The organism is Citrobacter sp. Cb028, assembly GCF_030336705.1.
GTDB classification, from domain to species: domain Bacteria; phylum Pseudomonadota; class Gammaproteobacteria; order Enterobacterales; family Enterobacteriaceae; genus Citrobacter; species Citrobacter braakii.
The window spans coordinates 80,529-106,648 of sequence record NZ_JAOWCZ010000013.1 but is presented as its reverse complement, the minus strand read 5'-3'; the positions used below and the strand labels follow the sequence as shown (position 1 = coordinate 106,648).

Genomic DNA, 26,120 nt, shown 5'->3' with positions numbered 1-26,120 from the left:
TCAGCTCATCTGCCAGGCGGGAAGCTCATACTTCCCGCCTGGCTTATTTTTGCAGACGATAACTACACTTAACTGGTTTCTTTTACCTGAGGTAAAGATTATGCCGTTAAGTCCCTATATCTCCTTCGCAGGCAACTGCGCTGATGCTATCGCCTACTACCAAAAAACATTAGGCGCTGAGCTACTCTACAAAATCAACTTCGGTGAAATGCCCAAACCGGCACAGAACAGCGAAGAGGGTTGCCCTTCAGGCATGAAATTCCCCGATACCGCCATTGCCCACGCCAACCTGCGCGTTGCGGGCAGCGACATCATGATGAGCGATAGCGCCCCCGACGGAAATGCCCACTACTCTGGCTTTACGCTGGTACTCGACACGCAAAACGTCGACGAAGGCAAACGCTGGTTTGATAACCTGGCAGCAAACGGAAAAATCGAAATGGACTGGCAGGAAACCTTCTGGGCTCATGGTTTCGGTAAAGTGAGCGATCGGTATGGCGTGCCGTGGATGATCAACGTCGTCAAACAGCAGCAACCTACAGAGTAATCCAACGGGAGGCCAGCCCTCCCGTACTGTCATCAAAAATCGCTCAACTCTTCATCACCAAGTAACCATCCCTTAACGAAAACGTCACATTAATCCGCCACGATGGGGCCACTTTTTAAGGGAGGCCGCATCATGCAAACGATTATTCGCGTCGAAAAACTCTCCAAGTCCTTCAATCAACATCAGGCGCTCAATGCGGTTGATCTGAACATCTGTTCCGGTGAGATGGTGGCTCTGCTTGGGCCGTCTGGCTCCGGCAAATCCACCCTTTTACGTCATTTAAGCGGTTTGATCGTCGGTGATAAATCCCCGGGTAGCCACGTCGAACTGCTGGGTCGTACCGTTCAACATGAAGGCCGCCTGGCGCGCGATATCCGCAAAAGCCGCGCCCACACCGGCTACATCTTCCAGCAGTTCAATCTGGTTAACCGCCTGACGGTACTGGAAAACGTCCTTATTGGTGCACTCGGCAGCACGCCGTTTTGGCGCACCTGTTTTAGCTGGTTTAGCCAGGAACAGAAACAGCGTGCATTACAGGCGCTGACCCGCGTTGGCATGGCGCACTTTGCATACCAGCGCGTTTCCACGCTTTCGGGCGGGCAACAGCAGCGCGTGGCGATTGCCCGCGCGCTGATGCAGCAAGCCAAAGTGATCCTTGCCGACGAGCCGATAGCCTCGCTGGACCCGGAATCCGCACGCATCGTGATGGACACCCTACGCGACATTAACCAGACCGACGGCATCACCGTGGTCGTCACGCTGCATCAGGTGGATTACGCCCTGCGCTACTGCGAACGCATTGTCGCGCTTCGTCAGGGCAACGTCTTCTTTGATGGCAACAGCCAGCATTTTGATAACGATCGTTTTGACCATCTCTACCGCAGCATGAACCGCGTCGAACAGAACGCGCAGGCTGCATAGTTCTAAAAAACCAGGCGTTATTGGCGCAGCCAGGCTGGCAAGTGAAATAGCCTGGAACAAAGACTAATTAAGGAAACAACATGAGCTATAAGACCGTTGCCGCGCTGGCCTTTACCAGCATGTTCAGCATCAGCACCTTGTTCAGCCCGGCGCAGGCCGAAGAGCAAGAAAAAGCGCTGAACTTTGGCATTATTTCGACCGAATCACAGCAAAACCTGAAGCCACAGTGGGAACCGTTCCTGAAGGACATGGAAAAATCGTTGGGCGTGAAAGTGAACGCCTTCTTCGCCCCGGACTACGCCGGGATCATTCAGGGAATGCGTTTTAACAAAGTTGATATCGCCTGGTACGGCAACCTCTCGGCAATGGAAGCGGTGGATCGCGCTAACGGACAAGTGTTTGCCCAAACCGTCGCTGCCGACGGCTCCCCGGGATACTGGAGCGTGTTGATCGTTAACAAAGACAGTCCGATCAACAACCTGAACGATCTGATCGCCAAACGTAAGGATCTGACATTCGGCAACGGCGATCCCAACTCAACGTCAGGCTTCCTCGTCCCCGGTTACTACGTCTTCGCCAAAAATAACATCTCCGCCAGCGACTTCAAACGCACCGTTAACGCCGGACACGAAACCAACGCGCTGGCCGTCGCCAACAAACAGGTCGATGTCGCCACCAACAACACCGAAAACCTCGACAAGCTGAAAACCTCCGCGCCGGAAAAACTGAAAGAGCTGAAGGTTATCTGGAAGTCACCGCTGATCCCGGGCGATCCGATCGTCTGGCGCAAAAACCTCTCCGAAACCACCAAGGACAAGGTGTACGACTTCTTTATGAATTACGGCAAAACGCCGGAACAGAAAACCGTACTGGAACGCCTGGGATGGGCACCGTTCCGTGCCTCCAGCGACCTGCAACTGGTACCGATTCGCCAACTGGCGCTGTTTAAAGAGATGCAGGGCGTGAAGGGCAACAAAGGGTTGAACGAGGAAGAGAAAACCAGCAAAACCTCGGCGCTGAAAGCGCAGCTCGACGACCTTGACCGTTTGACCGCCGCCCTGGGCGCCATGACCAGCGTGACTAAAGCGGTGCAGTAAACCTGATGCCCGGTAGCGTTTCGCTTACCGGGCAGACGATGTTCTGTAGGCCGGATAAGGCGCAAGCGCTGCCATCCGGCGATAAACCTACGCACGGAGCTAAACATGCAAACCATCACCGTCGCCCCGCCCAAACGTAGCTGGTTCTCACTACTGAGCTGGGCCATTCTTCTCGCCGTGCTGGTGATCTCGTGGAAAGGTGCCGAAATGGCTCCGCTCACGCTGATCCAGGATTCCGGCAATATGGCGACCTTCGCCGCCGACTTCTTTCCGCCAGACTTCAGTCAGTGGCAGGACTATCTCGGTGAAATGGCCGTCACCCTGCAAATTGCCGTCTGGGGTACCGCCCTCGCCGTTGTGCTGTCGATTCCCTTTGGCCTGATGTGCGCCGATAACCTCGTACCGTGGTGGATTTACCAGCCGATGCGTCGCCTGATGGACGCCTGCCGCGCCATCAATGAAATGGTCTTCGCCATGCTGTTCGTGGTCGCCGTGGGTTTAGGTCCGTTCGCCGGGGTAATGGCGCTGTTTATCCACACCACCGGGGTGCTCTCCAAGCTGCTTTCGGAAGCGGTAGAAGCCATTGAGCCAGGTCCAGTAGAAGGCATTCGCGCCACTGGGGCCAACAAAATTGAAGAGATTCTGTACGGCGTTCTGCCACAGGTCATGCCGCTGCTTATCTCCTACTCGCTATATCGCTTTGAATCCAACGTCCGCTCGGCCACGGTGGTCGGAATGGTGGGGGCGGGCGGTATTGGCGTGACTTTATGGGAGGCGATTCGCGGCTTTCAGTTCCAGCAAACCTGCGCCCTGATGGTGTTAATCATCGTCACCGTCAGCCTGCTGGATTTCCTTTCCCAGCGTTTGCGTAAGCACTTTATCTGATTAGCGAGGCATTGATTGCTATGCACTTGTCTACACATCCGACCAGTTATCCAACGCGTTATCAGGAAATTGCCGCGAGACTTGAGCAGGAGCTTCGTCATCATTATCGCTGCGGTGACTATCTGCCCGCCGAGCATCAGCTTGCCGCGCGCTACGAGGTAAACCGCCACACCCTGCGCCGCGCTATTGACCAGTTGGTTGAGCGTGGTTGGGTCCAGCGTCGCCAGGGCGTTGGCGTACTGGTACTGATGCGCCCATTCGATTACCCGCTTAATGCCCAGGCGCGCTTTAGCCAGAACCTGCTGGACCAGGGCAGCCACCCCACCAGCGAAAAACTGCTGGCGGTGCTGCGCCCGGCCTCCAGTCACATTGCCGATGCGCTCAGCATTAACGAGGGCGATAACGTGATTCATCTGCGCACCCTGCGCCGGGTAAACGGTATCGCACTGTGCCAGATCGACCACTATTTTTCCGACCTCACGCTATGGCCGCTGCTGCAGGGCTTTAACAACGGCTCACTGCACGACTACCTGCGCGAACAGTCCGGTCTGACGCTCCTGCGCACACAAACGCGCATCAGCGCCCGCCGCGCACAGGCTAAAGAGAGCAAAGTGCTGGAAATCCCCAATATGGCGCCGCTGCTGTGCGTGCGCACCCTGAACCACCGTGAAGGCGAAGAACACGCGGCGGAATACTCCGTCAGCCTGACCCGCGCCGACATGATCGAATTCACTATGGAGCACTGAATGCATTTCGATACCGCGACCCGCCAGCGCTGGATGCGTGCGCTGGCTTACAGCAATGCCGATGCCCTGAACGCCCGCATCCACGCGCTCAAACTGACGCCAGACTATGAACTTATCCGCGCACCGGAAAGCGGACTGATGCAGCTCCAGGCTCGCATGGGCGGCACCGGCAACCGCTTCTTTGCCGGTGATACCACGCTTACCCGCGCAGTGGTACGCCTGAAGAGCGGCACGCTGGGCTACAGCTACCTGCTGGGCCGCAACAAACAACACGCCGAGCAGTGTGCGGTCATTGACGCACTGCTGCAGGAACAAACGCATTTCCAGAGCCTAATGGAAACCTTAATTGCCCCGCTGGAAGCGGAACGCGATGCGCTGATTAGCGCACGCCGTGCCGAAATCAACGCCAGCCGGGTCGACTTCTTCACGCTGGTACGCGGAGATAACGCATGACCTTACAAACCGCTTTTAATTTACCCGTTCAGGATGCTCAGCAGAGCTTCCGTCGCCTGCTGAAGGCCATGAGTGAGCCGGGCGTGATCGTCGCCCTGCATCAACTGAAACACGGCTGGCAGCCACTGGGCCTGGCAACCACCAGCGTGCTACTGACCCTGGTCGATGGCGACACGCCGGTCTGGCTTGCGCCGTCGATGGATAACGATATCGCCCGGCAGAATCTGCGTTTTCACACCAACGCGCCGCTGGTGGATCAGCCGCAGTTGGCGGCCTTTGCCGTCGCCGACGAACGCATCAGTAGCGAACAGCTTAACGCCCTCTCCGCCGGTTCCGCCGTCGCGCCAGAAACCAGCGCCACGCTGATTGTGCAGGTCTCTGGCTTAAGCGGTGGACGCATGCTGCGTCTGACCGGCGCCGGTATCGCTGAAGAGCGCATGATCGCGCCACAGCTACCGGAATGCCTGATTCACGAACTCACCGAACGCCCGCATCCGTTCCCGCTGGGGGTCGACCTGATCCTCACCTGCGGCGAACGCCTGCTGGCTATTCCGCGAACTACCCATGTGGAGGTGTGCTGATGTACGTCGCCGTCAAAGGGGGCGAAAAGGCGATAGCCAACGCCCACGCCCTGCAGGAAAACCGACGCCGGGGCGATGAGACCATTGCTGAACTGAGCGTGGCGCAAATCGAACAACAGATGAACCTGGCCGTCGACCGGGTGATGACCGAAGGCGGCATCGCCGACCGCGAACTGGCCGCGCTGGCACTGAAGCAGGCCAGCGGCGATAACGTCGAAGCCATCTTTTTGCTCCGCGCCTACCGCACCACGCTGGCAAAGGTGGCGGTCAGCGAACCGGTTAACAGTGCAGAAATGCGCCTTGAGCGCCGAATCTCTGCGGTCTACAAGGATATTCCCGGCGGGCAGTTGTTAGGTCCCACTTATGACTACACCCATCGCCTGCTGGATTTTACCCTGCTGGCCAATGGCGAAACGCCCCCCCTGCGCAGCGCAGACGACGCGCAGGACGCCTCTCCGCACGTCTTTTCCCTGCTGGCCAACCAGGGACTGGCAAAGCGTGAAGAGGATAATGGCGCCACGCCCGACGACATTACCCGCACGCCACCGGTTTACCCCTGTTCACGCGCTTCACGTCTGCAACAACTGATGCGCGGCGATGAGGGATATCTGCTGGCGCTGGCCTACTCCACCCAACGCGGCTACGGGCGCAATCACCCGTTTGCCGCCGAAATTCGCAGCGGCTATGTGGCACTGGAAACCGTACCGGAAGAGCTGGGATTTGCGGTGAACGTCGGTGAACTGCTGATGACCGAATGTGAAATGGTCAACGGTTTTGTCGCGCCAGAAAACGAATCCCCCCATTTTACCCGCGGCTACGGGCTGGTGTTCGGCATGAGCGAACGTAAAGCGATGGCGATGGCGCTGGTGGACCGCGCCCTACAGGCAGCCGAATACGATGAATCGGTCACGGGACCGGCGCAGGACGAAGAATTCGTGCTGGCGCATGCGGATAACGTCGAGGCGGCGGGTTTTGTTTCGCACCTCAAACTTCCCCATTACGTCGATTTCCAGGCCGAGCTGGAACTGCTCAAACGCCTGCAACAGGAGGCCACCCGTGACCACTAACCTCTCCGGCTACAACTTTGCGTATCTTGATGAGCAGACCAAACGCATGATCCGCCGCGCGATTCTGAAAGCGGTGGCGATCCCCGGTTACCAAGTACCGTTTGGCGGACGTGAAATGCCGATGCCCTACGGCTGGGGAACCGGCGGTATTCAGCTCACCGCCAGCGTGATTGGCGAACCGGACGTGCTGAAGGTAATTGACCAGGGCGCAGATGACACCACTAACGCCGTGTCGATTCGCAACTTCTTCAAACGCGTAACCGGGGTGAACACCACCGAGCGCACGGAAGACGCGACGCTGATCCAGACCCGCCACCGCATCCCGGAAACGCCGCTGGTGGAAGACCAGATCATTATCTTCCAGGTCCCGATCCCCGAGCCGTTGCGCTTTATCGAGCCGCGCGAAACGGAAACCCGCACCATGCACGCGCTGGAAGAGTACGGCATCATGCAGGTGAAACTGTATGAAGATATCGCCCGCTTCGGCCATATCGCCACCACTTACGCCTATCCGGTGAAGGTCAACGACCGCTACGTCATGGACCCGTCGCCAATTCCAAAATTCGACAATCCGAAGATGGACATGATGCCGGCCCTGCAACTGTTTGGCGCAGGCCGCGAAAAACGCATCTATGCCGTTCCACCTTACACCCGCGTGGAAAGCCTCGATTTCGACGATCACCCGTTTACCGTGCAGAGCTGGGATGAGCCTTGCGCCATCTGTGGCTCAACCCACAGCTATCTCGATGAAGTGGTGCTCGATGACACCGGCAAACGCATGTTTGTCTGCTCCGACACCGACTACTGCCGCCAACAGAGTGAGGCCCTCAGCAAATGACGCAACCGCTGCTTTCAGTCAACAACCTGACCCATCTCTACGCGCCGGGCAAGGGCTTCAGCGATGTCTCTTTTGACCTGTGGCCTGGCGAAGTGCTGGGTATCGTCGGCGAGTCCGGTTCCGGCAAAACCACGCTGCTGAAATCGATCTCTTCACGGCTGACGCCGCAGAGCGGTGAGATTTTGTATCAGAACCGTTCGCTGTACAGCATGAACGAGGCCGACCGTCGCCGTCTGCTACGCACCGAATGGGGCGTGGTGCATCAGCATCCGCTGGATGGCCTGCGCCGTCAGGTCTCCGCTGGCGGCAATATCGGCGAACGCCTGATGGCCACCGGGGCGCGCCACTACGGCGACATTCGTGCCACCGCGCAGCGTTGGCTGGAGGAAGTGGAGATCCCGGCCTCGCGTATCGACGACCTGCCAACCACCTTTTCCGGCGGCATGCAGCAGCGACTGCAGATCGCCCGCAACCTCGTCACCCATCCCAAACTGGTGTTTATGGACGAGCCCACCGGCGGTCTGGACGTTTCCGTACAGGCCAAACTGCTGGACCTGCTGCGCGGCCTGGTGGTGGAACTGGATCTGGCAGTGGTTATTGTCACCCACGATCTGGGCGTAGCGCGCCTGCTGGCCAACCGTTTGCTGGTGATGAAGCAGGGTCAGGTGGTGGAAAGTGGGTTAACCGACCGCGTACTCGACGATCCGCATCATCCGTATACCCAGTTGCTGGTGTCATCTGTTTTGCAAAACTGATTTTGTCTTGCCGGGTGGCGCTTCGCGACCCGGCCTACGGATCGGCATCGGTTGTAGGCCTGATAAGCGAAGCGCCATCAGGCAATCGAACGCAAAAATGCTTAAAGAGGCTAAAAATGAACGCGATTCGCGTTGAAAACGTCAGTAAAACCTTTGTACTGCATCAGCAAAACGGCGTGCGTCTGCCGGTGCTGCAAGACGCCACGCTGGAAGTTAAAAACGGCGAATGCGTGGTGCTGCACGGTCACTCTGGCAGCGGCAAATCCACGTTGCTGCGTTCGCTGTACGCCAACTACCTGCCGGATGAAGGACACATCCACATCCGCCACAGCGACGAATGGGTCGATCTGGTGCAGGCTCCGGCGCGTAAAGTGCTGGAAGTTCGCCGTTCAACCATCGGCTGGGTAAGCCAGTTCTTGCGCGTGATCCCAAGGATTTCTGCGCTGGATGTGGTGATGCAGCCGCTGCTGGATCTCGGCGTGTCACGCGAGGAGTGCGCAGCCAAAGCGGCTAACCTGCTTACCCGCCTGAATGTGCCGGAGCGGCTGTGGTATCTGGCGCCGTCGACGTTTTCCGGGGGCGAACAGCAGCGCGTCAATATCGCCCGAGGGTTTATCGTCGATTACCCGATTCTACTCCTCGATGAGCCCACCGCCTCGCTGGACGCCAAAAACAGCGCCGCCGTCGTCGCATTGATTGAAGAAGCGAAAGCCCGCGGCGCGGCAATTGTCGGCATTTTTCACGATCAAACCGTGCGCGACCGCGTCGCGGATCGCCTGCACCTGATGGGAACAACAGCATGATTATCAATAATGTAAAGCTGGTGCTGGAAGATGAAGTGGTGCAAGGATCGCTGGAAATTGAGGGCGGAACGATCCGCGCCTTTGCCGAAAGTCAGAGCCAATTGGCCCAAGCGATGGACGGAGAAGGCGGCTGGCTGCTGCCAGGGCTTATCGAGCTGCATACCGACAATCTCGACAAGTTTTTCACCCCGCGCCCGAAGGTAGACTGGCCCGCCCACTCGGCGATGAGCAGCCACGACGCGCTGATGGTCGCCAGCGGCATTACCACCGTGCTGGACGCGGTGGCGATTGGCGATGTGCGCGACGGCGGTGACCGTCTGGAAAATCTGGAGAAGATGATCAACGCGGTGGAAGAGACGCAAAAGCGCGGGGTCAATCGCGCCGAGCACCGCCTGCATTTGCGCTGCGAGCTGCCGCATCACACCACCCTACCGCTGTTTGAAAAACTGGTCAGTCGTGAGCCGGTGACGCTGGTATCGCTGATGGACCACTCCCCCGGCCAGCGTCAGTTCGCCAATCGCGAGAAGTACCGCGAGTACTATCAGGGCAAGTATTCACTTACCGACGAGCAAATGGCCCGCTACGAAGAAGAACAGTTAGCTCTGGCTGCTCGTTGGTCGCAACCCAACCGCACAGCGATTGCTCAGATGTGTCGTGAGCGCCAGATAGCGCTGGCGAGCCATGACGATGCCACCTGCGATCATGTGCTGGAATCGCATCAACTTGGCAGCGTGATTGCCGAATTTCCTACTACCTTTGCCGCCGCAGAGGCCTCGCGCCAGCATGGTATGAACGTACTGATGGGCGCGCCCAACATCGTGCGCGGCGGTTCTCACTCCGGCAACGTGGCGGCGCATAAGCTGGCTGAGCTGGGGCTGCTGGATATTCTCTCCTCCGACTACTACCCCGCCAGCCTGCTCGATGCGGCATTTCGCGTGGCAGACGATGACGCCAACCGCTTTACGCTGCCGCAGGCCATTCGTCTGGTGACCCGCAATCCGGCGCGGGCATTAAATCTCGACGATCGTGGCGTTGTAGCCGAAGGTAAACGCGCGGATCTGGTGCTGGCGCATCGCAAAGGCGATCACATCCATATCGACCACGTCTGGCGTCAGGGCAAAAGGGTATTCTGACTATGGGGAAACTGATCTGGCTGATGGGGCCGTCCGGCTCCGGTAAGGACAGTCTACTGGCAGAACTTCGCCAGCAGGAACCTGCGCAACTGCTGGTGGCGCACCGTTACATCACCCGCGCCGCCAACGCAGGGAATGAAAACCATATTGCCCTCAGCGAACCAGAGTTTTTTACCCGCGCCGGGCAGAACCTGCTGGCGCTGAGCTGGCATGCCAACGGCTTCTATTACGGCGTCGGCGTAGAGATTGACCTCTGGCTGCACGCCGGTTTTGATGTGGTGGTCAATGGCTCGCGCGCGCATCTGCCCCAGTCGCAGGCCCGTTACGGCGCTTCTTTACTTCCCATTTGCTTACAGGTTTCCCCGGCCATTCTACGCCAGCGCCTGCAGGCACGTGGGCGGGAGAGCGAAACGGAAATCGCTGCCCGCCTTGAACGCGCGGCACGCTACACGCCGTATGACTGCCACGTCCTGAACAATGATGGAAGTTTGCTACAGTCTGTCGATACACTGCTCACACTGATGGGACGCAAGGAGAAGAAACATGTCTGTCTGTGAATTACGCCGCGCCACGCTATACGATACCGATGCGGTTTACGCGCTTATCTGTGAGTTGAAACAGGGCCAATTCGACCTGCAGGCCTTTAGCGCCGGCTACGCCGCAAATCTGCAAGATCCCAATATGCACTACCAGCTGGCGCTGCTCGACGGACAGGTCGTCGGCTTGATCGGTCTGCACCTGCAGTTTCATCTGCACCACGCCAACTGGATTGGCGAGATCCAGGAACTGGTGGTGATGCCACAGGCACGAGGACTAAAAGTGGGTAGTCAGTTACTGACCTGGGCCGAAGCCACCGCGCGCGAAGCGGGCGCAGAAATAACCGAGCTTTCTACCAGTACCCAACGCCTTGACGCGCACCGCTTTTACCAGCGCGAAGGCTATACCATGAGCCATTTTCGCTTCACCAAACCGTTGTAGGGGGAGCCATGAGTCTGACCATTACGCTGACGGGAACCGGCGGCGCGCAACTGGTGCCGGCATTTGGCTGTGACTGTGCGGCCTGCCAACGAGCACGCTTACAGGCGCAATACCGTCGACGCCCTTGTAGCGGGGTGGTCAAATTTAACAATGCGGTGACGCTGCTGGACGCGGGGATCCCGCATCTGATGGACGACTGGCCAGCAGGCAGCTTCCAGCAGTTTCTGCTCACCCACTACCATATGGATCACGTGCAGGGGCTGTTTCCGCTGCGCTGGGGCGTGGGGGCGACTATCCCGGTGTACGGTCCGCCGGATGAACAGGGATGCGACGATCTGTTTAAGCACCCTGGCATCCTCGATTTTAGCCATACCGTCGCGCCATTCGTGGTGTTTAATCTGCAAGGGTTGCAGGTGACGCCACTCCCGCTCAACCATTCAAAGCTGACGTTTGGCTATCTGCTGGAGACCGCGCACAGCCGCGTGGCGTGGCTCTCCGATACCGCCGGACTTCCCGACAAGACGCTGAAGTTTCTCCACAATAACCAGCCTCAGGTGATTATCATCGACTGCAGTCACGCCCCGCGCGCCGAGCCGCCGCGCAATCACAGCGATGTAAATACCGTTATCGCCTTGAACGAGGTTATCCGCTGCCCACGGGTGATCCTGACGCATATCAGTCATCAGTTTGATTTGTGGATGATGGAGAATCCGCTACCGACAGGGCTTGAAGCCGGGTATGACGGAATGGAGATTGTGCTGAGGTAGGTTTACATCGCACTAAAACACTTGTTAACAGGTCTCTGCTCCCTATAACCTTGCCAGCGAAAGATTGCGCTAACGATCATAATCTTCTTCCATTCTGCGCTCTTCGTCTTCTAACTGACGCCGTTCCTGATCGAGCTGGCGCTGGCGGTCATCCAGTTGGCGGCGGCGGTCTTCAAACTGGCGGCGGCGATTATCATACTGCCTGCGACGATCGTCACTCATCTGTCGCTGCCAGCTTTCATCACGAGAGTCGTCATAATCCCGCCCGCTGTCCGGTTTGTAGGCATCGTTAATCGCCTGCTGAATATTACCGATGGCGTCATCGATAATATCCGCCTGCGCCGATACGGTGGTCATCACCAGCACAGTGAAAAGTAAGAATGTCGCGGAGCGTTGCATAAAACCAGCCTCATCAAGAAACTCGCCCCACGGTAATCAAAGCGTATTTGCGGGGGTAGCGGAGGAATCTCAATTACGCGAATGCCGCAGCGCCTGCGCCAGTTCTCCCCGAGTGAAGGGCTTACGCAATAACGCCACATCCGGCAGCGCCGGGTTATGCGCCGGACGTAAATCCTGGCCGCTAATCAGCAGGATGTTCAGTTGTGGATAATGTGCCAGCGCATGATTAACCACATCCACACCGCTTAAACCACCGGGCAGCATTAAGTCGCTGATAAAAATATCAATCTCGGATGAAGCCGCCAGCATATGCATAGCCTGTTCGCCGTTGGCGGCCTCTAACGTCAGGTAGCCCAGCAGGTGTAATTGCTCACATAACGTCTGGCGCACATCGGCTTCATCTTCGAGAACCAGCACCAGTTTTTCACCGCGAGTCGGGGTGTGCTGTGCGATTGGCTCCACCGGTGTCTGCACCGGCACAACCGCGCGAGGAAGCTGCAATCTGACCGTCGTTCCCTGCCCAGGGGCGCTTTCAATCTCCACGCGGCCACCGGACTGGCGCACAAAACCGTAGACCATAGACAGCCCCAGCCCGCTGCCGCTGCCGGTCTGTTTGGTGGTGAAAAACGGCTCGAAGACCTGAGCTTTCACCTCCTGCGACATCCCGCTTCCCTGGTCGGCAACTTCCAGCATCACCATATCCTGCTTACGCCCATCGCTGCGCGTGACCCGCTGATTCCAGGTACGGATTTTAATCGTGCCCGCCTGCCCGTCCATGGCGTCACGGGCATTCATCACCAGATTGATAATGGCGTTTTCCAGTTGGCTGACATCAATCCACGCGGGCCAGGCGGGAGACTGGGCTTCAATATCCAGCGTCAACGTAGCCGGAAGAGAGTGGCGCATCAGTTCGCCCAAATTTTCCAGCAGCGTTTTCAGCTCCACCGCATGGGGATGCAACGACTGTTTGCGCGAAAAGGCCAGCAGCCGCTGGGTAAGGAGCGCCCCGCGCTCGGCGGCTTTTAGCGCCCGATTGACCCGTGGCGCGTCAGGAGAGTCTGGGTTCACCAGATCCAGGCTGCCAATAATGACCGCCAGCAGGTTATTGAAATCATGCGCTAATCCGCCCGTCAGTTGCCCTACCGCCTTCAGTTTCTGACTGTGCAACAGCGCTTCCTCCAGCCCCTGGCGCTCGGTGCGGTCGATTTCCATCTGGCTGGTTTTTTCTTTTAGCAATCGGGTGGTGTGCTCCAGCGATGCCGTATTACGGGCGAAGACGCTAAAGGCGCGGGCCAGTTCGCCCAGCTCATCGCGCCGCTGTAGGGCCGGGACGCTAACGTCCGATTCACCGTGCGCCAGCCGGGTCATCGCCCGCGAAATGGCCGTCAGGTTAGAACCGAGGTTACGGTAGATATACCAGCCGGCAAAACCGGTGATCACCACCGCCAACAGCGCAAACACCAAAATAAACAACGCGCCGGATTGCAGTTCCTGATGGCTTTGCGCCACCCGCTGTTCGGAGATCAGCGCCACCTGCGAAGCATACCGGTTGATATCGCTGTTGAGGATCGCCACCAGCGCTTTGATATGAAACATATACCAGTTGATCGCCAAATCACTCTGCTCAAGCGCAGAAGAGAGTGGCTCCAGCTTATGCAACTCCTGGTTGAAGTCGGTGAGGATGTTGGTAATCAGCGGATTGCTATTTTGCACAGGCAGCGCGGGCATCACGCCGTCCAGTTGTTTCACCACCGAACGCGGCGTGGGTGTTTCAATGGCGGCAACAATTAAGCGGTCTATCTGCCCCAGCAGCACGTCATCCTGCGCGCCGATCAGCTTTTGCAGATGACGTAAATAACTTTGATTCTGATACAGCGAACTGAGCAGGGCGTTACGTTCCAGATGTCGCCGTTGCCCGCGCTGCAGCATACCTTCCACACTGCTTTGTAGCTCCTGGCTGCGCTGGATAATACGCTCGACCAGCGCCGGCTCCTGCTGCGCCAACGGCGCGGTGGCCAACTGTTCCAGCGAATGCTTCAGCGCCCGTTGCGTCTCCTGCAGCCGCTCCGCTTCACCTTTGTATTCCAGCGCGCCGACCACCTGCGACAGCCGCACCGCCGCGGTCGCCACGTTCGCCGTATCCCGCGCCAGGTTCATGCTGCCGGTCATGTCGTCAACGGTTTGCTGCTGCACCTGTTCCTGGATCTGACTGGCATGCTGAAACCCCAGCACCGCCACACCGCTTACCATCAGCGTGACCGTCACCACCAGCAGATTGAAGAACAGCAATCGTCCGCGCGCACTGGCGAAAAAGTGACGTCCTGGTTGCGGCATATCACGCTCCGTGAAGAAAAATCGCAATATGACAAATATGAACGGCTTCTGACATTTTGCATTTACATTCCTGTGATGGACTGCTGATATCGGCCACCCCACAGGAGATCCGCTATGAGCAGGACACCGGTTCTGGAGATGCGCAACATTGCCAAAGCGTTTGGTAAATTTTACGCGCTGAAAGGGGTCGATTTAACGGTCTGGCCGGGTGAGATTCATGCCCTGATGGGTGAGAACGGCGCGGGGAAAAGCACCCTGATGAAGATCCTCGCGGGCGCGTATACCGCCACCAGCGGTGAGATCCTGATCGACGGTCAGCCGTTTCACATTCGCGGGCCAAAAGACGCGCTCAGCGCAGGCATCACGCTGATTTACCAGGAGATGCAGCTCGCGCCGAACCTGACGGTGGCGGAAAATATCTTTCTTGGCAGCGAGCTGTCGCGCGGCGGTCTGGTCCAGCGTAAAGAGATGGTGATGCAGTCGCAGAAAGTCATCGACCGACTCGGCGCCCAGTTTAAGGCCAGCGATCGCGTGATGACGTTGACCATCGCCGAACAGCAGCAGGTGGAAATCGCCCGCGCCCTGCACCGTAACAGCCGCATTCTGGTGATGGATGAACCCACTGCCGCCCTCTCCTCACGTGAAACCCACCGCTTGTTTGAACTGATCATGCGCCTGCGCGATGAGGGGATGGCGATTATCTACATTAGCCACCGCATGGCGGAGGTGTATGAACTCTCGGACCGCGTCAGCGTCCTGCGCGACGGGCAATATGTTGGCAGCCTGACCCGCGACAAACTCAACGCCTCTGAGCTGGTGCGCATGATGGTGGGCCGACCGTTAAGCGATTTGTTCAACAAAGAGCGCGATATTCCCTTAGGTAAAGCGCGCCTCAACGTCCACCACCTGACCGACGGCCATAAAGTCCAGCCGTGCAGTTTGCTGGTGCGCTCCGGGGAGATCGTCGGACTTGCCGGGTTAGTCGGCGCCGGGCGTTCTGAACTGGCTCAACTGATTTTTGGCGTGCGTAAAGCCATCGGCGGCATGATTGAAGTAGACGGTGAACCGGTGGTGATCCACTCCCCTCGCGAGGCGATTGACCACGGCATTGGCTTTCTGACGGAAAACCGCAAAGAGCAGGGATTGTTTTTAGAGCTGGCGGCAGCAGAGAACATCACCATGGCGACGCTGGAACGTGACGCCAACTGGGGCATGCTCGATCGCAAAAAGGCGCAGGCTATTTCCGATGACGCCATCCAATTGCTCAACATCCGCGTTCCGCACGCCCAGGTACGCGCGGGCGGGCTGTCCGGCGGTAATCAGCAAAAGCTGCTGATTTCTCGCTGGGTCGCGATCGGCCCACGCATTTTGATCCTCGATGAACCCACGCGCGGCGTAGACGTTGGCGCCAAAAGCGAGATCTACCGGATCATGAACGACATGGCGCGCAAAGGCGTGGCGATCCTGATGATCTCCAGCGAATTGCCGGAAGTTGTCGGTATGAGCGATCGCGTGTACGTCATGCGGGAAGGCAGCATTGCCGGTGAGCTGAACGGGCAAAGTATTACCCAGGAAAATATTATGACGCTGGCAACCGGCGTGAACGACTCCCATCACCAGGCGGTGTCCCATGAATAATCCAACCACTCCCCAGCAGGTGGCGAAATCCGCCTCCGCGAAAAAATTGCTGATGAGCGATCTGATGCAAACGGTCGGCATCTTGCCGATTCTCATCTTGATAGTGGCGGTGTTTGGCTTTATCGCGCCAAACTTTTTTACCGAAAGCAACCTGTTGAATATAACCCGCCAGGCGTCGATCAACATCGTGCTGGCGGCTGGCATGACCTTCATTATTTTGACCGGCGGGATCGACCTCTCGGTTGGCTCGATTCTCGGCACCACCGCCGTCGCGGCCATGGTCGTTTCGCTGATCCCTGAATTTGCCATGCTGTCGATTCCGGCGGCGCTGATGCTCGGTCTGGTGCTGGGGTTGTTTAACGGCGCGCTGGTTGCTTTTGCCGGACTGCCACCGTTTATTGTCACGCTTGGAACGTATACGGCGCTGCGCGGCGCGGCCTATCTGCTGGCCGACGGCACGACGGTGATCAATTCCAATATCAGCTTTGAGTGGATCGGTAACAACTATCTTGGTCCGGTTCCGTGGCTAGTGGTCATTGCGCTGGCGGTGGTGGTGATGTGCTGGTTCATTCTTAGGCGCACCACACTCGGCGTTCATATTTATGCGGTCGGCGGCAATATGCAGGCCGCTCGTTTAACCGGTATCAAAGTGTGGCTGGTGCTGCTGTTCGTCTACGGCATGAGCGGTGTGCTCTCAGGCCTTGGCGGGGTGATGAGCGCCTCGCGGCTATACAGCGCCAACGGCAACTTAGGCATGGGTTACGAGCTGGACGCCATCGCGGCGGTGATCCTCGGCGGTACCAGCTTTGTTGGGGGGATCGGCACCATCACCGGCACGCTGGTAGGAGCGTTGATTATCGCCACGCTCAATAACGGCATGACGCTGATGGGCGTCTCCTATTTCTGGCAACTGGTGATCAAAGGGGCGGTGATCATCATAGCGGTACTGATCGACAAATACCGTACCCGACACCATCAAAGTGCATAACAACAACATCTTACTTCGAGGAATACAGCATGAGATTGAAGCCCTTAGTCACCGCGCTCTGTGCTGGCGCACTGCTTGCTGCAGCTCCGTTTGTGCAGGCAAAAGAACTGAAATCGATCGGCGTTACGGTGGGCGATCTGGCCAACCCGTTCTTCGTGCAGATCACCAAAGGCGCGGAGCTGGAAGCACGCAAACTGGCGGGTGATAGCGTTAAAGTGACGCTGGTTTCCAGCGGCTACGATCTGGGACAACAGGTGTCGCAAATCGACAACTTTATTGCCGCCAAGGTCGACATGATTATTCTTAACGCCGCCGACTCCAAAGGCATCGGCCCAGCGGTAAAACGCGCGAAAGACGCAGGGATTGTGGTGGTTGCCGTTGACGTAGCGGCGGAAGGCGCAGATGCGACCATTACCTCCGATAACACCCAGGCGGGTGAAATGGCCTGTAAATACATTACCGACCGTCTGAAAGGGAAAGGCAACGTCGTCATTATCAACGGGCCGCCGGTTTCCGCCGTCCAGAACCGCGTGGAAGGCTGCCAGACCGAGTTTAAACGTCACCCGGATATCAAAGTGCTGTCGTATAACCAAAACGCTAAAGGCAGTCGCGAAGGCGGGCTGGAGATCATGACCGCGCTGCTGGCGGCGAATCCGAAGATCGACGGCGTATTCGCCATTAACGATCCTACAGCGATCGGTGCCGATCTGGCAGCAAAACAGGCACAACGTAGCGAATTCTTTATTGTCGGCGTAGACGGATCGCCAGACGCTGAAGAAGCGTTGAAGCGGGAAAACTCACTATTTGTGGCGACGCCTGCACAAGATCCGCAGGTGATGGCTGCCAAAGCGGTCGAAATCGGCTATGACATATTGCAGGGGAAACCCGCCCCGAAAGAGCCCGTACTGATCCCGGTGACGATGATCGATAAAAACAACGTCGGTAGCTATAAGGGTTGGACGGTGAAATAACCCGCCACAACAACGCCGGATGGCGGCAAAAATGCCTTATCCGACCTACAAGATCGGTATGATTTTGTAGGCCGGATAAGCGCAGCGCCATCCGGCATGATATTAAGGAGGATTCTGCCGATGAAACGTTCCGCTATCAACGAGATACTGGGCCACACGCGCCAGTTTTTCTCTCAGCACGACGTGCATCTCCCCCCTTTCGCCAGTTTCCCGCCGACCCAATGGCGCAAGCTTGATCCCGCCGCCTGGAGCGAAGTTTTCGACCTTAAGCTCGGTTGGGATGTCACCGCGTTTGGCGGCAACAATTTCGCCGCGCAAGGGTTAACGCTGTTTACCCTGCGTAATGGCTCGCCGAAAGGAATGCCTTACGAGAAATGCTACGCCGAGAAAATCATGCATGTTCGCGATGCACAGGTCACGCCGATGCATTTTCACTGGCGCAAACGCGAAGACATTATCAATCGCGGCGGCGGTAATTTAATTGTGGAACTGTGGAATGCGGGGCTCCGAGAACAAACGGAGGACAGCGACGTGAGCGTGGTGATTGACGGCTGTCGGCAAACCCATGCGGCAGGCAGTCAACTGCGCCTGACGCCGGGTGAAAGCATCTGCCTGCCACCGGGCCTGTATCACAGCTTCTGGGCGGAAGAAGGTTTTGGCGACGTACTGGTCGGCGAGGTTTCTTCTGTTAATGACGACGACCACGATAACCACTTTCTGCAACCGATCGCCCGCTATAACGACATTGAAGAAGACGAACCGGCGCAGCTGGTGCTGTGTAATGAGTATCGTCTGTTCCGCTAACCAAGGAGCGCATTATGCCGTTGATATCTCTCGCCGATGGCCTTGCCCATGCCCGCGAGCACCGCTATGCCTTAGGGGCGTTTAACGTTCTGGACTCACACTTCCTGCGCGCGCTGTTTGCCGCGGCAAAGCAGGAACGTTCGCCGTTTATCATCAACATCGCCGAGGTGCATTTTAAGTATATCTCGTTGGATTCTCTGGTCGAAGCGGTCAAGTTCGAAGCCGCGCGGCATGACATTCCGGTAGTGCTGAACCTTGACCACGGCCTGCACTTTGAGTCGGTGGTTCGGGCACTGCGCTTAGGTTTCAGTTCAGTGATGTTTGATGGCTCCACGCTGGAGTATGAAGAAAATATTCGTCAAACCCGCGAAGTGGTGAAGATGTGTCACGCCGTCGGCGTATCGGTGGAAGCCGAACTGGGCGCGGTGGGAGGCGATGAGGGCGGCGCGTTGTATGGTCATGCCGACGAGTCGCTATTTACCGACCCGATGATGGCGCGTGATTTCGTCGACAGAACCGGGATTGACGCGCTGGCGGTCGCCATTGGTAATGCACACGGCAAATATAAAGGCGAACCGGTGCTCGACTTTCCGCGTCTGGACGCCCTTCGCCAGCAGGCGGCGATCCCGCTGGTACTGCACGGCGGTTCCGGCATTAGCAACGACGATTTCAAGCGCGCAATTGAACTCGGCATTCACAAAATCAACTTCTATACCGGCATGTCGCAGGCGGCGCTGTCAGCGGTAGAGACAAGAATAGCGAATCGTCAGCCCCTGTACGACGAATTCGCCGAACTGCTGCTCGCCATTGAAGAGGCCATTACCGATACCGTTTCAGAACAGATGCGTATTTTTGGCAGCGCGGGACGGGTCTGATGGAACGCAGAGGCGTTATCGCCGCAGGCAACATGCTGGTCGATCATGTGCATCAAATTGTGCAGTGGCCGGAACGCGGCTGGCTGGCGGAAATCATCCGTAGCGAACGCGCGACGGGCGGTGCGCCGCTGAACGTACTGCTGACGCTGGCGAAAATGCACACCGGACTGCCGCTGCAGGCGGTGGGGTTAATCGGTCAGGATAGCGACGGCGACTACATCATGGCGATGCTGGAGCAGTATCATGTTAATCGCCAACATGTGCAGCGCACGACTTTCGCCCCCACGTCGATGTCACAGGTGATGACCGATCCCAGCGGTCAGCGCACCTTTTTCCACTCCCCCGGCGCCAACCGGCTGCTGGATCTACCCGCTTTTGAGCAACTGGATACCTCGATGAAAATCTTCCATCTTGGCTATCTGCTGCTGCTCGACAGTCTGGACATGCCGGATGAGGAGTACGGCACGCGTAGCGCACGGCTGCTGGCGCAAATGCGCGACAACGGCTTTGAAACATCACTGGATCTGGTTTCACGCAAGGGCGACCCGCGCTATCAGCCGCTGGTGATGCCAGCCCTGCGCCATCTCGACTATCTGGTAATAAACGAGCTGGAAGCCGGGGAATTCAGCGGGCTGGAGATCCGCCAGCCCAACGGGGAGCTGCATATTGCGCACATCGCCACCGCTGCGCGCGAACTGCTGAATGCGGGCGTTCGCCAGCGGGTGGTTATCCACTGTCCGGAAGGCGCCTGGGGTGAAGCGCCGGATCTGCCGGGCGTCTGGATCCCGTCACAGTACCTGGCGCCGGAGGAGATCGTTGGCAGCGTCGGGGCGGGAGATGCGTTTTGCGCCGGATTTTTGTATGGCTGTCATGAACGCTGGTCGCTGACGGATAGCGTCAGGCTGGCACACGCCTGCGCACGGGCCAGTTTGCTGTGCGCCAACGCGATAGACGGCGCGAAAACGTTGGCAGAGCTAAAAGCCGATATAGCGTCCTTGTAGGCCGGGTAAGACGTTTACGCCGCCTTATCATGATGCTGAACGTCGGCGGCAAACACATAGCCCAGCCCGCGCAGGGTTTTGATCAGCATCGGCTGATGCGGGTTGTTCTCTATTTTTCGCCGTAACCGCATGATTAGCACGTCAATGGTGCGGTCAAACACCTCAACGCTGTCGCTGCGCGTCAGTTCCAGCAACTGTTCTCGGCTAAGTACCCGGCGGGCGTTTTGGGCCAACGCCAGCAGCAGGCTGTATTCCCCCTGCGTCAACTCCACCTTCAGTTGCTGAGGATTATGTAACTGGCAACCGGCGGTATCGAGATGCCAACCGTTAAAAGAAAGCCCCGTGGTTTGCGGGCTGCCGCTTTCTGCCGTTAACACGCCGACGCGTCTGAGTACCGCCTTTACCCGCGCCACCAGCACCCGCGCATTGAACGGTTTACCGATGTAGTCGTCAGCGCCCATTTCCAACCCGACAACCACATCCGACTCGCTGCCAAGCCCGGTCAGCATCACCACCGGTAGTCCGGGTCTCATCTTTTGCACCTGCTGCAGCACCATCAGACCGTTAATATCAGGCAACATCATGTCCAGCAATACCAGAGCGATTTCCGGCTGAGTCTCAATGCAGCGCAGCGCCTCCTGCCCGGTGTGACATGCGGTCACTGCAAAGACGTGTTCGCTCAGCACATCCTGTAAAAGCGTGCAGACAGCGATGTCATCATCCACAACCAGTATGGCTGGCTTCATTGTTTTTCCCCATTTATGGCCAACTTAAATGAGTGTGATTGATTCTGCACAGAGTGACAGCGATAAGGCACAAGGATGTGTGGGAAACATAACCTCGGTCACACTGCCGGGCCGTCACGTATTGGAGATTCGTCACGTCAAATATGACGACAGCCTGTTTTTCGTCAGGGTTTTGCGCAAAATTCGCCCGTAATATCGACTAATGCCCCTGATAAAAACATGGCATAAAAGATGCATAACTCAAGCGACAAGCGCGTATGCGTGATTTGATTAACTGGAGCGAGACCGATGAAAAAAGTCGTCACGGTTTGCCCATATTGCGCATCAGGTTGCAAAATCAACCTGGTGGTCGATAACGGCAAAATCGTCCGGGCTGAAGCGGCGCAGGGGAAAACCAACCAGGGTACCTTGTGTCTGAAGGGCTACTATGGCTGGGATTTTATCAATGATACCCAGATCCTGACCCCTCGTCTGAAAACCCCAATGATCCGTCGCCAGCGTGGCGGCAAACTGGAATCCGTTTCCTGGGATGAAGCGCTTGATTACGTCGCCACTCGTCTGAGCGCCATCAAAGCGAAGTATGGCCCGGACGCTATTCAGACGACCGGTTCATCTCGCGGTACGGGTAACGAAACCAACTATGTAATGCAAAAATTCGCGCGCGCCGTTATTGGTACCAATAACGTTGACTGCTGCGCTCGCGTCTGACACGGCCCTTCGGTTGCAGGTCTGCACCAATCGGTCGGTAACGGCGCAATGAGTAATGCTATCAATGAAATTGATAACACAGATTTAGTGTTCATCTTCGGGTACAACCCGGCGGATTCCCACCCGATCGTGGCGAATCACGTGATTAACGCTAAACGTAACGGGGCGAAAATTATCGTCTGCGATCCGCGCAAAATTGAAACCGCGCGTATTGCCGATATGCACATCGCGTTGAAAAACGGCTCGAACATCGCGCTGCTCAACGCCATGGGTCATGTCATCATCGAAGAAAAACTGTACGACCAGGCGTTCGTCGCCTCCCGTACAGAAGGATTCGAAGAGTACAGCAAGATTGTCGAAGGCTACACGCCGGAGTCCGTCGAAGATGTCACTGGCGTTAGCGCACAGGATATTCGTCAGGCTGCTCGTATGTACGCCACGGCAAAAAGCGCGGCCATCCTGTGGGGCATGGGTGTTACCCAGTTCTATCAGGGTGTGGAAACCGTGCGTTCACTGACCAGCCTCGCAATGCTGACCGGCAACCTCGGTAAGCCAAGCGTGGGCGTTAACCCGGTTCGTGGCCAGAACAACGTTCAGGGCGCATGCGACATGGGCGCGCTACCGGATACTTATCCGGGCTATCAGTATGTGAAAGATCCGGCTAACCGCGAGAAGTTCGCTAAAGCCTGGGGCGTGGAAAGTCTGCCTGCACATACCGGCTATCGCATCAGTGAACTGCCGCACCGTGCGGCGCATGGCGAAGTCCGCGCGGCATACATTATGGGTGAAGATCCATTACAGACCGACGCTGAACTCTCCGCAGTGCGCAAAGGCTTTGAGGATCTGGAACTGGTCATCGTGCAGGATATCTTCATGACCAAAACTGCCGCTGCCGCAGACGTTATTTTACCGTCTACGTCATGGGGCGAGCATGAAGGCGTCTTCTCCGCGGCTGACCGTGGCTTCCAGCGCTTCTTTAAAGCCGTTGAGCCGAAGTGGGATCTGAAAACGGACTGGCAGATTATCAGTGAAATCGCCACCCGTATGGGCTACCCGATGCACTACAACAACACCCAGGAAATCTGGGATGAGTTGCGTCATCTGTGCCCGGATTTCTACGGTGCCACTTACGAGAAAATGGGCGAACTGGGTTATATCCAGTGGCCTTGCCGCGACACCTCAGAAGCCGACCAGGGTACGTCTTATCTCTTCAAAGAGAAGTTCGATACCCCGAACGGCCTGGCGCAGTTCTTTACCTGCGACTGGGTAGCGCCAATCGACAAACTCACTGAGGAGTACCCGATGGTGCTGTCTACGGTGCGTGAAGTCGGCCACTACTCTTGCCGTTCGATGACCGGTAACTGTGCGGCGCTGGCCGCGCTGGCGGATGAGCCGGGCTATGCCCAGATCAACACCGCCGACGCAGCACGCCTGGGCATCCAGGATGAAGAGCTGGTGTGGGTTAACTCGCGTAAAGGCCGGGTCATTACCCGTGCAGCAGTCAGCGATCGTCCAAACAAAGGTGCGATTTACATGACCTACCAGTGGTGGATTGGCGCATGTAATGAGCTGGTAACCGAGAACTTAAGCCCGATTACCAAAACGCCGGAGTACAAGTACTGTGCCGTTAACGTTGAACGCATTGCCGATCAGCGCGCTGCCGAGCAGTATGTCATTGATGAGTACACCAAGCTGAAAGCCAGCCTGCGCGAAAGCGCGATGGGTTAGTCCGTTTACGTAACTGTTCTGCAACAGCCTCCGCCCGGAGGCTGTTTTTTTATCCATACGATCTCTTTATACTGTTCATTCCGTACCCTAAATAAAACTCAAAATGAAACAACTCATTGCATTGATGTTCTTTATGACATTCTTTGCCCATGCCAGTGATACTGAGCCAGGAAGCCAGTACTTACAGGCCGCTGAGGCAGGGGATCGTCGCGCACAGTACTTTCTTGCCGATACCTGGTTCAGTTCGGGCGATTTGAGCAAAGCCGAGTATTGGGCGCAAAAAGCCGCCGACAACGGCGATGCCGACGCCTGTGCGCTACTGGCGCAAATCAAAATTACGAATCCGGTCAGTCTGGATTACCCCCAGGCTAAAACGCTGGCGGAAAAAGCAGCCAAAGCAGGCAGTAAAGCGGGAGAACTTACCCTGGCGCGGATTCTGGTCAACACCCAGGCTGGACGTACCGATTACCCTAAAGCCATTACCTTGCTGCAAAACGCCTCCGAAGATCTGGAAAATGACTCCGCCGTCGACGCGCAAATGCTGCTCGGCCTGATTTACGCCAACGGCGTGGGCATTCCCGCTGACGATGAGAAAGCGACATGGTATTTCAAACGAAGCTCAGCCATTTCCCGCACCGGTTATTCCGAATACTGGGCAGGGATGATGTTCTTAAACGGTGAACAGGGTTTTATCGTGAAGAATAAACAGAAGGCGCTGCACTGGCTGAATCTGAGCTGTATGGAAGGATTCGATACCGGCTGCGAAGAGTTTGATAAGTTAACAAACGGGTAATGATTTGCATTGCCGGATAGCGCTACGCTTATCCGGCAAGCTGTCATGAATTACTGATTAGCGGTCTTATCAAATCTACCCAGCACGTCGCGCTCATAGGCCAGCGCTTTCTTGCGGTCAAATTTGTGTTCCCACTTGGCGATAACCAGTACCGCCAGCGCATTACCCACCACGTTCAGCGCGGTACGCGCCATGTCGAGGATACGGTCAACACCGGCGATAAACGCCAGGCCTTCCAGTGGGATCCCCACGCTGCCCAGCGTAGCCAGCAGCACCACGAATGATACGCCCGGCACACCCGCAATCCCTTTCGAGGTCACCATCAGCGTCAGCACCAGCACGATTTCCTGCCACAGCGACAGGTCGATACCGTACAGCTGCGCGATAAAGATAGCGGCGATACTCTGGTACAGAGTTGAACCATCAAGGTTGAATGAGTAGCCGGTCGGCACCACAAAGCTGGTGATTGAAGCTGGCGCGCCATAGGCTTCCATCTTCTCAATAATGCGCGGCAGCACGCTCTCGGAGCTGGCGGTAGAGTAGGCCAGAATCAGCTCGTCTTTCAGAATGCGGATCAGGATCCAGATGCTCAAACCGCAGATGCGCGCCACGATCCCCAGCACCACCAGCGCGAAGAACAGAATGGCGAAATGCACCAACAGCACCAGCTTCGCCAGCGGCCACAAGGAGGCAAAACCGAAGTTCGCGACGGTAACGGCAATCAGCGCGAAAACACCGACTGGCGCGTAGCGCATAACCATGTGAGTGACTTTAAACATGGTTTCGGAAATAGAGCGGAATACGGTAACCAACGGCTCGCGGTGAGTTGCCGGCAGGGAAGACAGACCTAAACCGAACAGCACCGAGAAGAAGATAATCGGCAGCATATCGCCTTTTGCCATCGATGCGACGATGTTGGTTGGCACCAGTGACAAAATTGTCCCCATCAGGCCATGCGCGTGGCTCTGTACTTCTGCGGTCGTGCTTTGATATTTCGAAATATCCACGGTCGCCAGTTGCGACATATCCACCCCGGTGCCTGGCTGGAACACATTCGCCAGCGTGATACCCAGGATAATCGCCACGGTGGTGATTACTTCGAAATAGATAATAGTTTTGGCGCCAATACGGCCCAGCTGTTTTGCATCACCGACCCCGGCGATACCGACAACCAGCGTAGAGATAACAATGGGCACCACGATCATTTTGATCAGATGGATAAAGATATCGCCCGCCGGTGACAGCAGGTTTACAACCAGCCATTCACGGCTGTCACTATGGTAATGCAGGTAACTCCCCAGCAGAATGCCCAGCACCATAGCGATCAGAATCTGCCATGCCAGGCTGACTTTCAAATTTTTCATAACAACGGACTTCCTCGATGGAGCGCTATTCCACATGCGGTGTGTGGTAATAGTACATACTGAAAGGGTATGAATTGTGTTGCGTTCGTTTATGGAGTTTTTTAACGCTTATTATCATTATCATTTGCGTACTGTCTCGCGCAACCCTCCAGGAACAGAGCCTTCAGCTGAATTTATGCATAAAAATGCAATTTTATCGG

At 56.9% G+C, this 26,120-nt stretch carries 27 protein-coding genes; 23 read left to right on the top strand and 4 right to left on the bottom strand.

The window, feature by feature from the left end:
* The first annotated feature begins 100 nt into the window (after positions 1-100).
* From yjdN to phnP, 15 genes are all read left to right on the top strand, one after another.
* Entirely contained in the window at positions 101-547 is a 447-nt protein-coding gene (gene yjdN, locus OGV75_RS00545) for a VOC family metalloprotein YjdN (protein ID WP_016155401.1), read from the top strand.
* 132 nt (positions 548-679) lie between these two features.
* Complete coding sequence (phnC, locus tag OGV75_RS00540; RefSeq protein ID WP_286480250.1) at positions 680-1,468, top strand: phosphonate ABC transporter ATP-binding protein; 789 nt, start codon at positions 680-682, stop codon at positions 1,466-1,468.
* Positions 1,469-1,548: 80 nt separating this feature from the next.
* Positions 1,549-2,565 (top strand): phosphonate ABC transporter substrate-binding protein, encoded by a 1,017-nt coding sequence (gene phnD, locus OGV75_RS00535; RefSeq protein WP_016155399.1) that lies wholly within the window; start codon positions 1,549-1,551, stop codon positions 2,563-2,565.
* 105 nt (positions 2,566-2,670) lie between these two features.
* On the top strand, positions 2,671-3,450 hold the full coding sequence (phnE, locus tag OGV75_RS00530; RefSeq protein ID WP_057068415.1) for a phosphonate ABC transporter, permease protein PhnE: 780 nt from the start codon (positions 2,671-2,673) through the stop codon (positions 3,448-3,450).
* Positions 3,451-3,470: 20 nt separating this feature from the next.
* Entirely contained in the window at positions 3,471-4,196 is a 726-nt protein-coding gene (gene phnF, locus OGV75_RS00525) for a phosphonate metabolism transcriptional regulator PhnF (RefSeq protein ID WP_016155477.1), read from the top strand.
* Positions 4,197-4,649 carry a phosphonate C-P lyase system protein PhnG gene (gene phnG, locus OGV75_RS00520; RefSeq protein WP_095715476.1) on the top strand — a complete coding sequence of 151 codons (453 nt, stop codon included), beginning with the start codon at positions 4,197-4,199 and terminating at the stop codon, positions 4,647-4,649.
* The gene (phnH, locus tag OGV75_RS00515) at positions 4,646-5,230 is read left to right on the top strand and encodes a phosphonate C-P lyase system protein PhnH (RefSeq protein WP_003031824.1); all 585 of its coding nucleotides are present in this window, start codon (positions 4,646-4,648) and stop codon (positions 5,228-5,230) included. The genes phnG and phnH overlap by 4 nt, the downstream gene beginning before the upstream one ends.
* Positions 5,230-6,297, top strand: coding sequence for a carbon-phosphorus lyase complex subunit (locus tag OGV75_RS00510; RefSeq protein WP_101700878.1), 1,068 nt, complete (start codon positions 5,230-5,232; stop codon positions 6,295-6,297). Before phnH ends, OGV75_RS00510 begins: the two co-directional genes overlap by 1 nt.
* Positions 6,298-6,343: 46 nt before the next feature.
* A complete protein-coding gene (phnJ, locus tag OGV75_RS00505) occupies positions 6,344-7,135 on the top strand; it encodes an alpha-D-ribose 1-methylphosphonate 5-phosphate C-P-lyase PhnJ (protein ID WP_049259807.1) in 792 nt (263 codons plus the stop codon).
* A complete protein-coding gene (gene phnK / locus OGV75_RS00500) occupies positions 7,132-7,890 on the top strand; it encodes a phosphonate C-P lyase system protein PhnK (protein ID WP_286480249.1) in 759 nt (252 codons plus the stop codon). The genes phnJ and phnK overlap by 4 nt, the downstream gene beginning before the upstream one ends.
* A 116-nt stretch (positions 7,891-8,006) precedes the next feature.
* A complete protein-coding gene (phnL, locus tag OGV75_RS00495) occupies positions 8,007-8,693 on the top strand; it encodes a phosphonate C-P lyase system protein PhnL (RefSeq protein ID WP_019077845.1) in 687 nt (228 codons plus the stop codon).
* The gene (phnM, locus tag OGV75_RS00490; RefSeq protein WP_016155393.1) at positions 8,690-9,826 is read left to right on the top strand and encodes an alpha-D-ribose 1-methylphosphonate 5-triphosphate diphosphatase; all 1,137 of its coding nucleotides are present in this window, start codon (positions 8,690-8,692) and stop codon (positions 9,824-9,826) included. The genes phnL and phnM overlap by 4 nt, the downstream gene beginning before the upstream one ends.
* A gap of 2 nt (positions 9,827-9,828) precedes the next feature.
* Entirely contained in the window at positions 9,829-10,383 is a 555-nt protein-coding gene (gene phnN, locus OGV75_RS00485) for a ribose 1,5-bisphosphokinase (protein WP_286480248.1), read from the top strand.
* A complete protein-coding gene (gene phnO / locus OGV75_RS00480; protein ID WP_016155472.1) occupies positions 10,370-10,804 on the top strand; it encodes an aminoalkylphosphonate N-acetyltransferase in 435 nt (144 codons plus the stop codon). The genes phnN and phnO overlap by 14 nt, the downstream gene beginning before the upstream one ends.
* A gap of 8 nt (positions 10,805-10,812) precedes the next feature.
* Positions 10,813-11,571: a phosphonate metabolism protein PhnP gene (gene phnP / locus OGV75_RS00475; protein ID WP_016155390.1), complete on the top strand. Its 759-nt coding sequence runs from the start codon at positions 10,813-10,815 to the stop codon at positions 11,569-11,571.
* Between the two features lie 69 nt (positions 11,572-11,640).
* Here the strand turns inward: phnP and yjdP are convergent, their stop codons facing one another.
* Positions 11,641-11,970, bottom strand: coding sequence for a DDRRRQL repeat protein YjdP (gene yjdP, locus OGV75_RS00470; protein ID WP_049040674.1), 330 nt, complete (start codon positions 11,968-11,970; stop codon positions 11,641-11,643).
* Positions 11,971-12,039: 69 nt separating this feature from the next.
* Entirely contained in the window at positions 12,040-14,304 is a 2,265-nt protein-coding gene (locus tag OGV75_RS00465) for a hybrid sensor histidine kinase/response regulator (RefSeq protein ID WP_286480247.1), read from the bottom strand.
* Between the two features lie 114 nt (positions 14,305-14,418).
* Here OGV75_RS00465 and OGV75_RS00460 point away from each other — a divergent pair, with 114 nt between their 5' ends.
* From OGV75_RS00460 to OGV75_RS00435, 6 genes are all read left to right on the top strand, one after another.
* Positions 14,419-15,942 (top strand): sugar ABC transporter ATP-binding protein, encoded by a 1,524-nt coding sequence (locus tag OGV75_RS00460; protein ID WP_016155468.1) that lies wholly within the window; start codon positions 14,419-14,421, stop codon positions 15,940-15,942.
* On the top strand, positions 15,935-16,930 hold the full coding sequence (locus OGV75_RS00455; RefSeq protein ID WP_016155386.1) for an ABC transporter permease subunit: 996 nt from the start codon (positions 15,935-15,937) through the stop codon (positions 16,928-16,930). Before OGV75_RS00460 ends, OGV75_RS00455 begins: the two co-directional genes overlap by 8 nt.
* A 29-nt stretch (positions 16,931-16,959) precedes the next feature.
* Positions 16,960-17,901, top strand: coding sequence for an ABC transporter substrate-binding protein (locus OGV75_RS00450; RefSeq protein WP_019077849.1), 942 nt, complete (start codon positions 16,960-16,962; stop codon positions 17,899-17,901).
* A 120-nt stretch (positions 17,902-18,021) separates the two neighbouring features.
* Positions 18,022-18,705, top strand: coding sequence for a D-lyxose/D-mannose isomerase (locus tag OGV75_RS00445; RefSeq protein WP_080860334.1), 684 nt, complete (start codon positions 18,022-18,024; stop codon positions 18,703-18,705).
* Between the two features lie 14 nt (positions 18,706-18,719).
* Positions 18,720-19,580 (top strand): ketose 1,6-bisphosphate aldolase, encoded by an 861-nt coding sequence (locus OGV75_RS00440; protein WP_016155383.1) that lies wholly within the window; start codon positions 18,720-18,722, stop codon positions 19,578-19,580.
* The gene (locus tag OGV75_RS00435) at positions 19,577-20,581 is read left to right on the top strand and encodes a carbohydrate kinase family protein (protein ID WP_087121875.1); all 1,005 of its coding nucleotides are present in this window, start codon (positions 19,577-19,579) and stop codon (positions 20,579-20,581) included. Before OGV75_RS00440 ends, OGV75_RS00435 begins: the two co-directional genes overlap by 4 nt.
* Before the next feature lie 14 nt (positions 20,582-20,595).
* On the opposite strand, the gene OGV75_RS00430 is transcribed toward OGV75_RS00435, so the two are convergent.
* Complete coding sequence (locus OGV75_RS00430) at positions 20,596-21,327, bottom strand: response regulator (protein WP_019077857.1); 732 nt, start codon at positions 21,325-21,327, stop codon at positions 20,596-20,598.
* Positions 21,328-21,615: 288 nt separating this feature from the next.
* On the opposite strand from OGV75_RS00430, the gene fdhF reads away from it, so the two are divergent.
* Together fdhF and yjcO are read left to right on the top strand one after the other, a co-directional pair.
* Positions 21,616-23,763, top strand: coding sequence for a formate dehydrogenase subunit alpha (gene fdhF, locus OGV75_RS00425; protein ID WP_082201324.1), 2,148 nt, complete (start codon positions 21,616-21,618; stop codon positions 23,761-23,763).
* A 103-nt stretch (positions 23,764-23,866) separates the two neighbouring features.
* Entirely contained in the window at positions 23,867-24,556 is a 690-nt protein-coding gene (gene yjcO, locus OGV75_RS00420) for a Sel1 family TPR-like repeat protein YjcO (protein ID WP_016155379.1), read from the top strand.
* Between the two features lie 50 nt (positions 24,557-24,606).
* Here yjcO and gltP read toward each other — a convergent pair whose 3' ends face one another.
* A complete protein-coding gene (gltP, locus tag OGV75_RS00415) occupies positions 24,607-25,920 on the bottom strand; it encodes a glutamate/aspartate:proton symporter GltP (RefSeq protein WP_016155378.1) in 1,314 nt (437 codons plus the stop codon).
* Positions 25,921-26,120 lie beyond the last annotated feature (200 nt).